19 protein-coding genes are annotated in these 14241 nt (G+C 69.5%); 2 read left to right on the forward strand and 17 right to left on the reverse strand.

The annotated features are described in order from the left end of the window. On the reverse strand, positions 1 to 1102 hold a 1102-nt coding region (locus tag AVP41_RS00005; protein WP_067158971.1), incomplete at its 3' end, for a conjugal transfer protein TrbL. Positions 1103 to 1142: 40 nt separating this feature from the next. Next, positions 1143 to 1412: a DUF6112 family protein gene (locus tag AVP41_RS00010; protein ID WP_067158976.1), complete on the reverse strand. Its 270-nt coding sequence runs from the start codon at positions 1410 to 1412 to the stop codon at positions 1143 to 1145. Positions 1413 to 1546: 134 nt separating this feature from the next. On the opposite strand from AVP41_RS00010, the gene AVP41_RS00015 reads away from it, so the two are divergent. Continuing rightward, positions 1547 to 2401, forward strand: a complete 855-nt coding sequence (locus AVP41_RS00015) for a TIGR02391 family protein (RefSeq protein WP_067158979.1) — start codon at positions 1547 to 1549, stop codon at positions 2399 to 2401. Between the two features lie 13 nt (positions 2402 to 2414). Here AVP41_RS00015 and AVP41_RS00020 read toward each other — a convergent pair whose 3' ends face one another. The 15 genes from AVP41_RS00020 to AVP41_RS00090 all read right to left on the reverse strand — a co-directional run bounded on the left by AVP41_RS00020 (position 2415) and on the right by AVP41_RS00090 (position 13559). Further along, entirely contained in the window at positions 2415 to 2681 is a 267-nt protein-coding gene (locus tag AVP41_RS00020; RefSeq protein ID WP_067158982.1) for a DUF6112 family protein, read from the reverse strand. After that, complete coding sequence (locus AVP41_RS00025; protein WP_067158985.1) at positions 2681 to 3856, reverse strand: M23 family metallopeptidase; 1176 nt, start codon at positions 3854 to 3856, stop codon at positions 2681 to 2683. Before AVP41_RS00025 ends, AVP41_RS00020 begins: the two co-directional genes overlap by 1 nt. Before the next feature lie 15 nt (positions 3857 to 3871). Beyond that, positions 3872 to 4555, reverse strand: coding sequence for a hypothetical protein (locus AVP41_RS00030; protein ID WP_067158987.1), 684 nt, complete (start codon positions 4553 to 4555; stop codon positions 3872 to 3874). 66 nt (positions 4556 to 4621) lie between these two features. After that, positions 4622 to 5692, reverse strand: coding sequence for a ParB/RepB/Spo0J family partition protein (locus AVP41_RS00035; protein WP_067158988.1), 1071 nt, complete (start codon positions 5690 to 5692; stop codon positions 4622 to 4624). Continuing rightward, on the reverse strand, positions 5689 to 6555 hold the full coding sequence (locus AVP41_RS00040) for a hypothetical protein (RefSeq protein ID WP_067158990.1): 867 nt from the start codon (positions 6553 to 6555) through the stop codon (positions 5689 to 5691). Before AVP41_RS00040 ends, AVP41_RS00035 begins: the two co-directional genes overlap by 4 nt. Before the next feature lie 82 nt (positions 6556 to 6637). Next, positions 6638 to 7063 (reverse strand): hypothetical protein, encoded by a 426-nt coding sequence (locus AVP41_RS00045; protein ID WP_067158992.1) that lies wholly within the window; start codon positions 7061 to 7063, stop codon positions 6638 to 6640. Further along, positions 7060 to 7692 carry a DUF2637 domain-containing protein gene (locus AVP41_RS00050; RefSeq protein WP_067158994.1) on the reverse strand — a complete coding sequence of 211 codons (633 nt, stop codon included), beginning with the start codon at positions 7690 to 7692 and terminating at the stop codon, positions 7060 to 7062. Before AVP41_RS00050 ends, AVP41_RS00045 begins: the two co-directional genes overlap by 4 nt. A gap of 32 nt (positions 7693 to 7724) precedes the next feature. Beyond that, positions 7725 to 8624, reverse strand: a complete 900-nt coding sequence (locus tag AVP41_RS00055) for a bifunctional DNA primase/polymerase (RefSeq protein WP_067158997.1) — start codon at positions 8622 to 8624, stop codon at positions 7725 to 7727. Further along, positions 8624 to 9697, reverse strand: coding sequence for an ArdC-like ssDNA-binding domain-containing protein (locus tag AVP41_RS00060; protein ID WP_067158998.1), 1074 nt, complete (start codon positions 9695 to 9697; stop codon positions 8624 to 8626). Before AVP41_RS00060 ends, AVP41_RS00055 begins: the two co-directional genes overlap by 1 nt. A gap of 144 nt (positions 9698 to 9841) precedes the next feature. Continuing rightward, the gene (locus AVP41_RS00065) at positions 9842 to 10858 is read right to left on the reverse strand and encodes a helix-turn-helix transcriptional regulator (RefSeq protein WP_197464222.1); all 1017 of its coding nucleotides are present in this window, start codon (positions 10856 to 10858) and stop codon (positions 9842 to 9844) included. Positions 10859 to 10971: 113 nt separating this feature from the next. Then, entirely contained in the window at positions 10972 to 12090 is a 1119-nt protein-coding gene (locus tag AVP41_RS00070; RefSeq protein ID WP_067159003.1) for an AI-2E family transporter, read from the reverse strand. Next, positions 12090 to 12341 carry a hypothetical protein gene (locus tag AVP41_RS00075; RefSeq protein WP_067159006.1) on the reverse strand — a complete coding sequence of 84 codons (252 nt, stop codon included), beginning with the start codon at positions 12339 to 12341 and terminating at the stop codon, positions 12090 to 12092. The genes AVP41_RS00070 and AVP41_RS00075 overlap by 1 nt, the downstream gene beginning before the upstream one ends. A 17-nt stretch (positions 12342 to 12358) precedes the next feature. Continuing rightward, positions 12359 to 12679, reverse strand: coding sequence for a DMT family transporter (locus AVP41_RS00080; protein WP_067159009.1), 321 nt, complete (start codon positions 12677 to 12679; stop codon positions 12359 to 12361). Further along, positions 12679 to 13026 carry a DMT family transporter gene (locus AVP41_RS00085; protein WP_067159018.1) on the reverse strand — a complete coding sequence of 116 codons (348 nt, stop codon included), beginning with the start codon at positions 13024 to 13026 and terminating at the stop codon, positions 12679 to 12681. The genes AVP41_RS00080 and AVP41_RS00085 overlap by 1 nt, the downstream gene beginning before the upstream one ends. Positions 13027 to 13028: 2 nt before the next feature. Beyond that, complete coding sequence (locus AVP41_RS00090; protein WP_067159021.1) at positions 13029 to 13559, reverse strand: TetR/AcrR family transcriptional regulator; 531 nt, start codon at positions 13557 to 13559, stop codon at positions 13029 to 13031. A 112-nt stretch (positions 13560 to 13671) separates the two neighbouring features. Between AVP41_RS00090 and AVP41_RS00095 the strand changes: the two genes are divergently transcribed. After that, positions 13672 to 14214 carry a VanZ family protein gene (locus AVP41_RS00095; protein WP_067159024.1) on the forward strand — a complete coding sequence of 181 codons (543 nt, stop codon included), beginning with the start codon at positions 13672 to 13674 and terminating at the stop codon, positions 14212 to 14214. Positions 14215 to 14241: the final 27 nt, after the last annotated feature.

Genomic DNA, 14241 nt, shown 5'->3' on the forward strand with positions numbered 1-14241 from the left:
CCCCGGCGCCGCTGCTTGCTCCCGCGCCGGCGCTGGCCGATGCGGCTCCGGTGCCTCCGCCGGCGGCCGGGGCGCCGCCGGACGGCGCGGGTGGGCCTGCGGAGCCCGGACCGCCGCCCCCGCCGGGGGCGCCGCCGTCGAGCACCTTCTTGGCCGAGTCGGCCGAGGGTGCAGCGGGGATCGGGACGGGCCGGTTGAGGGCCTGCTTCGCCTCCTGCTCGGAGCTCATCGCGTGGTACATGTCGATCCCCGCGAACGAGAGGAACTTGTAGGTGATGTAGGGGGCGAACGCGCCGATCGCCATGAGGACGACGCCGGCGATGGGGTCGCTGATGGACGCCAGGTCGAGTTCGATGGGCGCGGAGACCTGCGCGATCGCCACGAGGAAGATGACGACGAGGACGAGCTTGGAGAAGATCAGGGCGATCACGAAGGTCGCCCACTTGCCGAACCATCCTTTGGTCGCGTCCCACGTCGCCCCCGCGAGCGCGATCGGGCCGAACACGATGGCGACCAGCAGCAGCGCCTTGCGGATGAGCAGGGAGAACCACACGATCGCCGCCGCGCTGATGGCGAGGCCGGCGAGGAAGATGGTGATGATCGCGCCGACGCCGGGCGCGACGATGTTGATGGCACCGAACCCGGCGGCGAGCAGGGCGATCCGATCGCCCATCCCTTCCATCGTGTTCCCCGTGGCCTGCACGATCCCGACGCAGAGCTGGTCGGTGACCTCCAGCAGCAGCGCCGTGAGCGTGATGACCAGGAACGACCCGAGCACCGACTTCGCGAGGCCTAGGGCGGCTCGGGTCAGGGCGGTGGGGTCGCGGTGGATGAGGCCGGTGATGAGCTGGAGGCAGAAGAAGATCAGGAACAGGAAGACGGCGACGCCGAACAGGATGTTGTAGACGGCGATGTACTGCGTGCCGGTGACGTCCACGAGGGTCGTCGTGTCGAACACAGTCCAGACGGCCCCGAACAGCCAGGCGGCGGCCTGGCCCATCGCCTGTGCGAGCCAGTCGAATGGGGCCGCGATCAGGGAGGCGGCTCCCTCGCCCACGGCGTCGCACACGCTGGAGATGACCGGGACATCGCAGACGCTCATCGGCCCGGCTCCTGGTCAGCCGTCTCGCGCTCCGGGCGGTTCATACCGCCTGGCCCACGTTCCAGAAGAAGTTGATGAGCGTCACCGACGCGCCGCAGATTATCGCGGCGCCGCAGGAGACCAGGACGCCGACCTTGCCGCGCGAGGCCAGGTGGGGGTTGCTGCTGTTCGCGCCGAACCCCCACACGATCGCCGAGACGATGAGGGCGAGCACGCTGAGGATGAGGCCGACGGTCATCACCGCGCCGACGATGATGCGCAGTTGCTCGATGCCGGGCAGGCCGGTCCCGTTGGGGTCGATGTCGATCACGGTTGCTCCCTTTGACTGATCGAGATGGGTTCTCGGCAGTCAGGTACGCCGGCGCTGGCCGGTGACGTCGGAGGCAGGTGATTTGCTGAAGCCTGCGGGTGTTTCGACGGGACCACAGAGAAGGAGCGACTGACGTGGCGGTGTACAGCGCGGACTATCTGCGGCGGCTGCTCGCCGCAGTCGAGGACTTCAAGCAGGCTTTCGAGGCATGGATGGTCACCCAGGTCGAGTCCGATCACATGAGCTCTCGTGGCCTGATGCCGACCGTCTGGACGAAAGAACGCCAGGACGCCGCGAAGGTGCGGAGCCTCGAACTCGACGTCGCGGAGGCTGCCGGTGCCGCCGCACGCGCCGTCGCGGTCACCGGCGCGCACATTGCGGTCGCCGGTATCGGCGCGATCGACCCGATCGCTAACTGGTCGCTGATGTCCGCGCCGAAGGCACTGATCGCACCGCAAGACATCCGCACGACGGCCGCGACAATCCGGGGACGGCTGCACACGCTCATCTCGGAAGCAGAAGCCGCGGAGGAATCCGGTATTCCAGGCTTCGCGCCATCCCAGCTCCACCCGATCGTCTGGTCGGCCGCAGCGGCGCACTGGACGACGCATCAGTACCGCGTTGCGGTGCGCGAGGCGTCCGAAGCACTCACGGTTCACTGGAAGACCAGGCTCGGCCGCACCGACGTCGACGACACCGTGTTCTGGCAGCAGACGCTCTCACCAGGCGAGCCAGAACAGGGACGACCGAAGCTGACGTGGCACGGAGACCCCAGCGACAAGACCACCAAGAGCATGCGCGGAGGGCTGGAGCCTCTGGCGAAAGCGCTCAACAGCCTCGCCACGGGCCTGAACCTCACCGTCCGCAACGTCACGACGCATGCCCGCGACGAACTCGGCGAGCAGGAAGCAATGGAGCGGCTTGCCGCCTACAGCTACCTCGCCCGCCTCCTCGACAAGTGCGAGATCGGCAGGGTGCAGGAGGACTGACCGCGGCGGGCCCCTACAGGCGTGTGCCGACGTCGACGAGGAAGTTGAGCCACGCGACCCCGGCGCCGGCCAGGGCAGCGGCGCCGACCGCGACCCACAGGCCGGTGCGCGCGCGGGTCGCGGCATGGTGGTTGCCGTGCGCGGAGGCGATGGCCCATACGATCGCGCAGACGATGAGCATGAGCACGGCGGTGACGAGGACGAACATGAGCAGCGCGCCGACGATGGAGCGCAGTTCGGCCGCGCCGCCGACGCCGCCGAAGTCGGGGAACACGTCCATCAGCTCTGCCCTCCTGCCGTGCAGGTCGCCGGGGCGGCGTCGCCTGCGGCGATGCCCTCGGCGCCGTGCTCGGTGAGCCAGGCGTCGGCGTCGACCGGATCGGCGCCGTACCCGCCGGGGTGGATCTCCAGATGCAGGTGCGGGCCGGTGGACTTGCCGTTCGACCCGACATCGCCGATGTGCTGGCCTGCGGCGACGGTCTCGCCTGCGGAGACGTAGATGCCCGAGTCCCACATGTGCCCGTAGTAGGAGGCGACGCGCTGGCCGGCGACGGTGTGCTCGATGACGATGAGGTTCCCGTAGCCGCCGGAGGGTCCGGCGAACACCACCGCTCCGTCCGCGATGGCGTAGATGGGGGTGCCGTCCGCGGCGGCGAAGTCGGAGCCTGCGTGGAAGGCCCGCTCGCCGGTGATCGGGTCGGTGCGCCAGCCGAACGGGCTCGTGCGCACCCAGCTTCCCTCGGGGAGCGGGAACACCAGCCGCGTCGTCTCCGGCACGACCGCCGTCGGGTCTCCGCCTCCGCCGCCGGAGGTGATGGGCCGGGTGAGGGCGGCCAGGATGGCCTCGGCGACGGGCTGGTAGTTCTGATACCTGTCGGGGTAGGCGCTGACCTCGACGGCCTGTGCGGCGGCGCCGGGATCGAGCTGCTGCCAGCCGGGGATGTCGAGCAGGCCTCTCGGGGACGGGTAGTTCGGGCCGGTCTGCCCGCCGTAGAACGCCCGCGCCTGGTAGGTCGGGTCCATGAGCTCGGCGACAGTGCCCCAGCCCGAGGCCGGGCGCATCTGGAATAGCCCGAGGCTGTCGTGGTCGCCGCCGTTGCCATCGTTCGGGTAGGTCGCCGACTCCGGGTAGGCGCTCGTGTTGGCGAGCATCCGCAGCGAGGATTCGGTGAGCGCGGCCATGAGTGCGATGACCGCGCCGGGGCGGCCGACGCCGGCGGTGCGGGCGCCGACCGTGATGATCGTGGCGGCGTGGGTGAGCTGGGTCTTGTTCAGCGTGACCGTCGCGCCGGCTCGGGTGGTGGCGGTCAGCGAGTCCGGTATCTGGCCGACGATGAGCGAGCCGGGCAGGCACGCCGCGGTCGCAGCCGGGTTCATCAGCACGCCGACGCCGATCAGCGCCGTCGAGGGGCCGAGGAAGATCAGGGCGACGGCCAGCGCCAGCAGCTTCTTCATCACGACGCGGCTCGCTCAGCGCAGCGGGTTGTCGAGTTCAGAGAGACGCAGCAGGCGGCACAGGCTCGTGCTGAACTCGGGGGCCGGCGGCGCGCAGGCGATGAACACCGTGAACGACACCGGCCGGGTCGCCTCGACGGGCTCGGTGCCCCATATGCCTGCGCGGTGCCGGGTGCCGGTGATCGTGTAGGCGGTCGCCCCGCGCGGGAGCTGGCCCGGCGCGGCCTGCGCCTCGGCCGTCTCCCACCCCTGGGGCACGGCCGCGGTGTCGATGGTGAGCCACTGGCGGGTCTGGTAGGTCGTGAGCTGCGCCCACGCCTCCGCGGTCGGGAGATAGGCGCGCATGTCCGAGGCGAGCGCGTCGGCCTCGGAGTCATCGGCCGCATCGGAGAGCACCTGCGCGTAGTCCGCAGGCGCCGCCCCGGAGAGCGTGTCCCAGGTGAACAGCGCGGTCGCCGCCGCGCGGGCGAACTCCTCCGCGTCGCCGGTCACGGGCAGCCGCGCGGGCGCGGCCGGAGTGCGCGCGGGAGACGAGGGCGCGACGGTGACGGTACCCGACGACGCCGGGTCGGAGGTGCGGTCGCCGGGGCCGCGGACGAGTCCGTAGATGCCGACGCCGACCGCGGCGAGCAGGGCGAGGCCGCCGGCAATGGTGGCGATGAGCAGACGGCGACGGCGCGGCTCGGCGGGCTGATCCATTGGTGCCTCCGGGATGTGGGCGAACGATGTCGTAGGACAGGTGCGCCCGTCCGCCCGGCGACCAGCTCAGGCGATGTCCTGGGCCCGGTGATCGCGGGCGGCACGGGAGGCCTCGGTGAACGCGAGCGTGCCGGTCACCGTCGCCTCAAACCGCTCCCATTGCGAGGTGGTGAGCGCCGGGCCGACCTCGGCCGGGTCGTAGTGGAGCCACCATCCGTCGAGCTCGTCCCAGGTCAGGACGAACACCCGCAGCGGGAACGGCACCGGCTCGTCCGGCACGACCGGCGTCAGAGTCGGTCGCTTCGCCTTGCGTCCGCCCTTGCCGCCTTTCACCCGGGCGAGGGCATCGGCGGCGAGCCGTTCCAGCTCCGCGGCCTTCTCCGCCTGCCCGGCCTCGCGGATCGCGACCGCCTCTGACCGAGCCTGCTCCCTCACGCCTGCCGGCTGAGTCGTATCGGAGGCGAGCTGGTCGAGCTCGGCCAGGGACAGCTCGGCGTTGATCCGCTGGTACGCGGCGAACACGCCGCCGCCGGCCTGGATCACCGCCAGCTCCTCCGCGGCGCGTTGACGTACTTGATCGGGCTGGGTCTGGTCGGCAGCGAGGTCTTCAAGCCGTCCGATGCGTTCCAGGGTCGTGTAGGAGTTGCGGCCGGTGACCATCCGGGCCGCCTGCGCGCGGGCCTTGCCCGGCTCGAACTGCGGTGGTGCCAAGTTGGCACCACCGTCCTCTCCGCCGTCATTCGCAGACGTGAAGCGGGTCGCCTCCTGACGGCGGGCGGCGTCCTCGCCCAACAACGTCTTCAGCTCCCGGTAGAGGGCGGCGGCTTCGAGCTGGGTCAGCGGCTTGTGCAGCAGGTTGTCGTCCTGCTCGGCGAGGAGCTGCCCGAGCCGGTCGGAGATGCCCGAGCGCACCCACACGTTCACGGTCTTCCAGCCCAGCCGCTTGATCGCCGCCAGGCGACGGGCGCCGCAGATCAGCCGCCCGTCCGGGGTGATCGTGACGGGCTGCAGCAGTCCGTCGCGGCGGATCGACTCGACCAGCGGGTCGAGGTCGCCCAGGTCCTCCCGGTGGCGGCGCCCCACGATGATCGAATCGACGGTGCGCTCCAGCTCGATGTACCCGGCAGGCGCGCTCATCCTTGCTCACCCCCGCGGTATCGGCGCGGGGCGGCGAGACTCACCGCCAGCACCAGCTCGTCATCGAGCAGGAGAGCGCGTAGCGGCTCGCCGATCAGCAGGCGCAGCAACACCCCTCGTCCGGCGATGGTGTGCGCGAGCGCCGGGTCCGGTGCGCCGAGCAGCGCGCGCAGAAGAGTCGTCCAGGATGTGCCGGGCAGGTCCAGCAGGGCGCGCGCGTGACGGTCGCGGCGCAGCATCTCGAACGCCGACGCGCGCGAGGAGGACTCGGCCAAGCGGGAGGCGACGTACTCGACCCCGGCCCGCGCGACGCCCGGCTCCCAGCCCAGCAGAGCCAGCAGCGCGATCGCGTCCTCGACCGCTGAGGCCACGCTGGTCGACGGCTCCGGCCCCGATGATGCGGACTCGTCCTCATCATCGGGCTCGACGGAATCGACGCGGAAGGCGGGGTGGTAGTCGATCAGCAGGTTCTCCCGGTCGCTGAACCGCTCGGCGTCGTGGAACACCGAGTAACGGGGGCGGCGGGCCTGGTGGACGGAGCACAGCAGGCCGTTGGCCCTTTCCTCGGCGATGCAGGTCACCTGCACGGCGCGGGTGACCATCGCCCACGGGTCCTCGGCCCGCCGCACCGAGGGGGTGCGCATCGCGTCGAACGCGGCAGCGGCGGCCTCCCACGGGTCGAGCCCGTGTTTGCGGGCCAGCGCCGCGTACTTCTCGGCCGCGTGCCGCATCAGCGCGGCGGCCTCCGGGTCGGCCCGCCACGATCCGCGGCCCGCGGCGTGCAGACGGTCGAGAAGGGCGCGCAACCCCTCCGGGTCCTCGAACTTCTCCCGCGGCTCGCGGGCAACCAGTCGTGTCGGCATCACGGCACCTCCTGAACGACAGGTGTGCGCACGTCCCCCAGCAACCGTCGTCGCCGTGATACCAGGGGCGCGCATAACTACCTCACCCGAGCCCGATCCCGGAACGCGACACCCACGAGTACCGCTCCCCGGAACCGCGGCCGAACGCCGTCGCCGGGGGCAGCCTCCGCGCCCGCTCGCTCATCGTCCGCATCCCGGTCCGCGTCGCCCGGTAGGTCTGCCCCGGCAGGCGCCGGGCTCGGCGGGAGAGCTCGGCCTGGAAGTCGATGCCCCGACCCGCAAGCCGGGCGCTGCGAGAGACCAGCAGGTCGGACGGACGCACCCACTCCACCCCGCGCGCCTTCTTCTTCGCAGCGGCAGCCGCCACATCCTTATCCGTGAGGGACGGGTCCCTGTGGCGGGCCAACTCGGATGCCTCGGCCGTCGCGGTCTCGTGCGAGGAGATGCGAGCTCGTTCCGGCTCCTCCTCGGCCCTGCGACGGGCTTCCATATGCTCGGTGGCGTTCATTCGCTTAGCTCCTCTGCGGTCTCCTGCAACGCAGATGCTCCCGAGACTGCGAGCGCGGGGCGGGGGAACCATCGCCCGACCGTTGACGGGGCGACCCCCAGGTGTCGGGCGATTCGCTTGTTCGACCAGCCCTCCTGTCGAAGGCGCGCTGCGATCCCACGCCGGCCCGCCGGCTCCAACGCCTCGGACTCTGCGGCTTCCTCTGCCGCTGCCGGCTCGACGGGCTCCGGCGCGAGCTCCGCGGCCGGGATGATGTGCTGGGAGCGGACGAGCACCACGGTCAGGTGCGTCGAGGCGAGAAGCACCAGCGGCGGCACAGCGGCCACGCACGCGGCGAGCACGCCGGGCACATCGGCATCGGCGGCGACGACCGCGTGCAGCGCGTTCGCGGTGACCGAGATGAACGCCCCGCCCGCCAGCAGCACCCACGGATACCAGGCCGCCCGGTGCCCGGCCAGCGCGACGACGGCGACCGTGGCGACGACGATCAGCCCATCCACGATCACCGGCCACGCCCATGCCTGCCCGGCGCCTATCCCGGAGCGGCGGGCCAGGTCCGCCAACGCGGTGAAGGACAGCCAGAACGCGCCGACGGCGATCAGCACCGTCCCGGCGACGGCGGTGACCACCGCAAGCCGCCCACTCCTCGGCGTGCCGGGAATCACGAGAGCACCTGGCTTCCGACCCGCGGCCCGCGTCGCGGCGCCTCGGCCTGCCCGCCTGCGCCGCCGGAGGCAGGAGTGGCGAGTGCGGCACGGTAGGCGGAGCGGATCGTCACCACGACCTCGCGCGGTGGCAGGCCCGCGTGTTCGGCGGCCGGCCCCAGCGCGTCCAGCGTCACCGTCGGATCGACGCCCGCCTCCGCGAGACGGCACGCCGCCCAGAACAGGCCGCGGTTGCGTTCGCCCTCGCCGCGCAGCGCGACCCATGCGGCTAGGCGCTCCGCATCGCTGTCGCGGGTCACGCCCCGAGCCCGCATCATCGAGGGCTCGGGACGCGGGTCGAGGAAGTCGCGCAGGGCCTTCGCGTCCACGGCGCTGCTGCTCCGGTCGACGCCGCCGGCCAGGACGTAGCTCGCTCGCAGGTCACCGGTGGCGACGACCGAGGGCGGCACGATGACGTAGCCGCCCTCGCCGCGGAAGTCGATGTGCGCCTTCGCGGCCTGCCAGGACGGCTGCGGCCGGCCGGGGTCGGTCGGGAAGTAGAAGTGCGCGCCGCCGGACGGCGTGCGCACCACCGCCAGCCAGCCGCCGACCAGACCCGCCTCTCGGGCACGAGCGAACGCGCCGAACCCGGCGCCCGATGCCTTCCGGTCGACATCGACGACCTCCACCCCGGAGACCTGCCCGGTCGGCACGCCGATGTTCGCTGCCGGCCAGCGCCGCCACCACGCCGCGACCTGACGGGCATCCGCCGTCGCCTCGCGGAAGCCATGCTCCACGCGCGGCCGCTTGCCGCCCGGCACGCACGGGAACACCGGCACCCCAGCCGCGGCGAACCGCGCCGCGGCCTGCGGCAACGGCGGGCCATCGACGGAGGCGAACACCTCAGCGGCGCCCATCACAGGCTCCTCACCGTGACATCGGCCGCAGAGGCGGGGCGGGTCTGCGCGTCGGGCGCCGGCGGCGTGCGCTCGACACGCCGAGGCGCGGCGTCGCGGTTCAGCCCCGGCGGGTCGCCTGCCCCGAGCTGCACGGTGTCGAGCGCGTCGAGGATCGCGGCCGCGGTCTTCCGCACCCGCTCCCCGGTGGCCTGCACGACCTCGGCGGGCTCCTTTCCCTTCACCGTGCCGGCCCAGCCGGAGACGTAGGGCACCGAGTACGAACTGGTGTCCATGCCGTGCGCGGCACCGATCATCAGCGCCACCGACTCGGCCTCTACCTCGCCGGTGCCGCGATGCCTATCCCAGTCGGGATTGTCAGGTCCGTGGAGGCGGACGTGGCCGAGCTCGTGCGCGAGGGTCTTCACCTGCGCGGCCGGGTCCATACTCATCCGCACCGAGACCGTGCGAGCCGCGAAGTCGGTCAGGCCGCTCGCGCCGCCGATCATGCCCTCGTGCTCGACCCGCAATACTTGGTAGCCGTCCGCGTCCACCAGCCTGGCCAGTCCCTCCCAGAGCCCGGTCGGCGCCTCGCCTTCCAGCAGACGCGGCACAGGGCGCTCCGGGATCGGATCGCCCGTCGTCTGCGATATATCCCAGACGTAGGCGGGTCTCGCGCCGATCATCCGCGAGCGCATCGCCTCGCCCGGTCTCGGCTTCTCGAACCTGTTGAGGCGCCGCCAGGACTCCGCATCCTGCGGTGTCGAGGACGCGAACCGTCCAGTCACCGGGGCGAAGATCATGTAGCCGGGTTGACCCTTGATGACCTGACGGCCAAGGGATTGCCATTGATTGTACCCGGCAACATACGACGGCTCCGGGTTAGGGACGCGCCCGTTCTCCCAGGCGTCGAGGTGCTGGGCATCAATCAGCAGTGTGTTCCCGAAGCTCCTTGACCGGAACCGGGCTGCGAACTGCAGCGCATGCCGCCAATCATCGCCCGTGACTAGACGTTCGACCGCAGCGGTCAAACGCTCCTGCAGTTCAGCGAGCGTTGCGTCCCGCGGTGCTCGCACTCCCTCGTTCGTCGCCACACTCGACCTCCTCCCGGTGAGAGCCGGAGGCAGGCGCCGGCCCTTGCGACCATGAGGTGCACGGGGAGGATCAGGAGACTAGACGGACGGATCGGGAGTCGCGACCGTCAGGCTCCGCGATGAACCCGACGTGTCGCTTCCGTTTTACCCGCCGCTCATCCCAGGATCCAGCAACGAGGAAGTGTCAGAGCTGCGCGGCGAGAATTGCGCGTCAGGTTCCGAGTCTGCAGCTGTAACGCGTCCGAGGGCTGGAAACGGTGGCTCGACTGAGGTCATACGGTCGACGCGGCGCGGGTGAGGGTTGAGCCGGTACTGCGAAGGCGTGACCCCGAATCGCCGATGGAACCACGAGGATGCCGTCCGCGGGTCAGTCCAGCCCACTGACTGCGCGGCGTGGGCCACGGATTGATCTGTCTCTTCGATTAATCGGGTGAACTCGGTCAGTCTGACCTCGGTGAGGAAACGCATCGGGGCTACCCCAGTGTGAAAAGTGAACAGGCGGGTCAGGTGCGCGCGTGACAGCGCCACTTCCTCGGCCAGTGTGCCCACCGTCCACGGTTCGTGCATTCGCTCCCTGAGTATCTGCGCGGCGCGCCCCGCCTGACCCAGCGTAGAGGTGTTGGTGAGCCGTCCGCGGATAGGTCGGAACGACGATACCTCGACACCGAGGCGAAGTTGCGAGACATCTGGCATAACGAAGGTCGGCGCCACGATACCGACCCACCGTGCGAATAGCTCAACGGCCCGGGCAGCGGCAACCTCCGGCGGGTAACTGCCGTCGTACAGCACACTCATCTGACGCCAAAGCGGCTCGACGAGCCGCAGCGTCGACACGCCAGGGTTTAGGAGAAGAGGGTCGCCGTCCCAGTCGTGGGGGTGGATACCTGGCTGCACTCTGGTCTTGTCGGGTAAAAGCCATCCCATTTGTGTGCGCAGGAACCGCTCGTCGACGTAAACCGTCCAAAGTCGCGTTTGCGTTCTAGGCTTCATCACGCACCAGCGGCCCGGACCGATCGCCAGCGAGTGTCCCGGTGTGAGCAGAAACGAACCCTCCGCGCTCTGTAACTCGACGGCACCTTCCATCACATGGACGATCGTGGTTTCGTCGAATACAACGCGATTCGTTGGGAGAGTCGGTGTCGACTCGACAGCAACCAGCATCGCTGGTTCTGTAAATGGCGGCGTCTCCACACGGTCCATTGGGGGAGGAACCCGAGTGGGCAGTGACCGGCTCCCACTCATAGGCCAGCTTTCTCCAAAGGTTGGCCCACCGGTCAGCGTTGTCGCTGTTGGTAGGGGATGACGACTCGGTTGATGATGGTGACTCCGGCTGCGGCGATGGGGACGGCGACGAGGGCGCCGAGGATGCCGCCGAGCGCGGCGCCACCGAGGGCGGCGACGATGACGAGAGCTCCGGGCATGGCCACCGCGTGGGCCATCACGCGGGGCGTGAGGATGTAGGCCTCCACCTGGAGGTAAGCGAAAAGGATCGCGGCGACCAGGATCGCGGGGACGAGTCCGATGTCGAGGGTGATCAGGGCGGCGATGGTGGCGCCGATGACGGGCCCGACGACCGGTATCAGGGCGCCCACGAAGGCGATAAGGGCGAGTAGGGCTGGGGCGGGGCTGCCGACTGCTGCGGTGACGATGAAGGTGACGACCGCGTTCAGGACGGCGAGGACGATCTGACCGCCAACGAATCTACCGACCGATCCCAGGATGTCTTCGGCGATGTCTTGGACGCGGGTGCGCTGTCGGTACGCGATGAGTTGGTAGGCCTTGGCTTTGATGGCGGGCATGGTGATCGCGAAGTACACCGTGAGCACGGTCACGATGATCCCGCCGGTGACGGCGTCGATGATGCCGGTGCCGATCTGCAGCAGACCACCGGTCACGTTCAGCAGTTGAGCGGGGTCGGAGACGAAGGCCAGGACGCTGCGGGTGAGGCTTTCCAGGTCGAGTGATCCGCCGATGACGTCGGCGAGCCAGGTGAACCATTCCTGGTGGGGGATGGCGGTGACGAAGGCGATCGCGTCTTCGGCCAGGGCGGCCACCTGGGTGGACACGGCGGGGACGATCACGGTGCCGACGAAGGCTGCGGACAGGAGCAGGATCAGGGCGAGGGCGACGATCGCGAGCCACCGCGGCACGCCGCGCTGCAGGGCGGCTTGCAAGAGCGGTTCGACCGCGATGGCGAGGAAGAACGCGATCCCGAGGTAGACGAGCACCGTGCCGAGCGCACCGATGCCACCCAGGATGGCCATCCCCACGCCCACGCCGAGGGTCGCGACGAGCGCGTACCGGAACGGGTGCGGAGGAAGCCCCCGCACGGGAGCCAGATTCTGGCGCCGGGTCAGCGTGGGATTTCGTGTTCGAAGCCGCGGGGTGTTCATCAGGGCTCCTTTGAATGCTCCGACGTTCCGGTTGTACCGCCGGGCCCCGCCGATGACTCGGCAGGGTGTGTCACTTGGCGCAGTTCGTCGACGAGTTCTCGATACTCCGGGTGCACGAACAGGATGTGGGTCTGGCCGTGCGTGCTCAGTAGGTGGCTGTCGGTGGTGATCGCTTCGACAAATCGGATGTCGGCGGCGGGGCTGTCGGTAAGGACGCGACGGATCGTCGCGAGCGTTCGTTCGGTGGTCATGGCCGCGACCTGGTGGTTTAGTGGGCGGCGCCGAGTTCGACGAGGAGTACGCCGCCGATGATGAGGGCGATTCCGAGCGCCATGACCCAGGTGAAAGGTTCGTTGAACAGGAACTTGCTGGCCACTGCGGTGAGGGCGACGCCGGAGGCGGCCCAGATGCCGTAGGCGACGCCGATGCCGAGCCCGAGGGCGAGGACTTGGGTGAGGAAGAAGAACGCGCCGAGGTAGCCCACGACGACGGCGATGTAGAACAGTTTCCGTCCGTCGGTTGCGAGGCGCAGTGAGAGTGCCGCGCCGACTTCGAGGACGATCGCGAGGATGAGGAAGAGCCAGACCATCAGATGTTCGCCTCCTTCTTGCGCTGCGCCGCTTGCGATCCGAGTTCGACGGTGAGAACACCGCCGATGATCAAGGCCAGGCCGAGGATCATCACGCCGGTCAAGGGCTGTCCGAACAGAAGTGCCGCCAGCACCGCCGTCAGGGCGACGCCCATCGCGCCCCAGATCCCGTACGCAACTCCGAGGGCCATCCCCTCGCGTAGAACGAGCGCGAGAAGCGTGAACGCGCCGACGTAGCCGATCGCGACGAGGATGTACCAGGCCGGGTGGTCCTGGCCGGCTTGGAGGGCGAGAGAGCCGGCGACTTCACTGATGATCGCGCCGGCGAGCAGGAGCCATTTCTTCATAGTCAGTCCTTCAGGAGGTTGTGGGCGAAGGCGCGGAGCTGCGCCAGGTCGCCGGGGGTAGGAGGGGAGACGTTGGCGGCTTCGGCAAGCCAGCCGCCGTCGGCCAAGAGGCGGGCGGCGAGCAACCGGGTGCGTTCGGCCGGGGCGACGTCATCGGGCACGACGAGCCAGGGTGCGAGACGTTCGGCCCAGCGCTGCGTGAGCGAGCGGCGCAGCTTCGGATCACTCATCGCCACCAGGTCGGTTTCATCGAACCCCCCGGACAGTGACCAGTCGACGTACGCGCCGATGCGCGCGGCCGGGGCCGCGCCCTCCGGCGACGACCCGAGGCGTGCGACCAGCCCCTCTTCCCAGCGGTCCAAAACGGAGTCCACCAGGGCGAGCATGAGGGCTTCCTTCGTGGGGAAGTGATACATCACCCCCGGCTTGGTCAGCCCAACACTTCGGGCCACGGAATCCAGAGACACCGCCCGCCCCTCGTCGAGCTGAGAGAAGGCGGCCGCCAGGATCGCGGGGCGAGGATCGGTGCGCATGAGTCTAGGTTACCATCCGAAAGGTAACTAAGCCAGGAGTCTCCTACATTGGAGTTGCGTCCGGCACCGTGCATGTCAGAGAGAGCAGTGGATGAGAACTATCGAATTGCCGATGCTCCCCATCGTGATTCCCTTTGGGGTCGCGGTGTTCGGGGTGCTGCTTTGGGTTCTCCGCTCCCGTGGGCGGGTCACAATTCCCCGGGCGAGCGTCGCTGCTGTACTCGCGATCTATGCCGGTGGGGTGCTCGCCAACACCGTTTTCCCCATCTTCGTCCGCGTCGGGCCGTCGCCGGATTACGGGCCGCAGCCCCTGCCGCTTTTCCTCGTGCCATTCGTCGATTACGGACTCGAAGATGCTCTAATCAACGTTGCGGTTTTTGTCCCGCTCGGGGGCCTCGTTCCACTGCTCATCGCGCGGCCGAGCTGGTGGAAGGTGACGGCGATCGTCGCATCCGCAAGCCTCGCCATCGAGCTCCTTCAGATGGCCACATCGGAGCTCGCCTCCAGCGGACACCTCGCGGACATCAACGACTGGGGGACAAACATCTTGGGCGGCGTCGCCGGCTATGGCCTGTTCGTCCTTTTGGTGCGCTCCGAGGCGCTGAACAGGATCATCCAACAGTTCCGGTGGTCCACCCCTCAGGAGGCGTTATGAACCCCGGACAACGGCGGAGCAGGAATC

Source organism: Microbacterium sp. TNHR37B, from assembly GCF_001620065.1.
GTDB lineage: Bacteria > Actinomycetota > Actinomycetes > Actinomycetales > Microbacteriaceae > Microbacterium.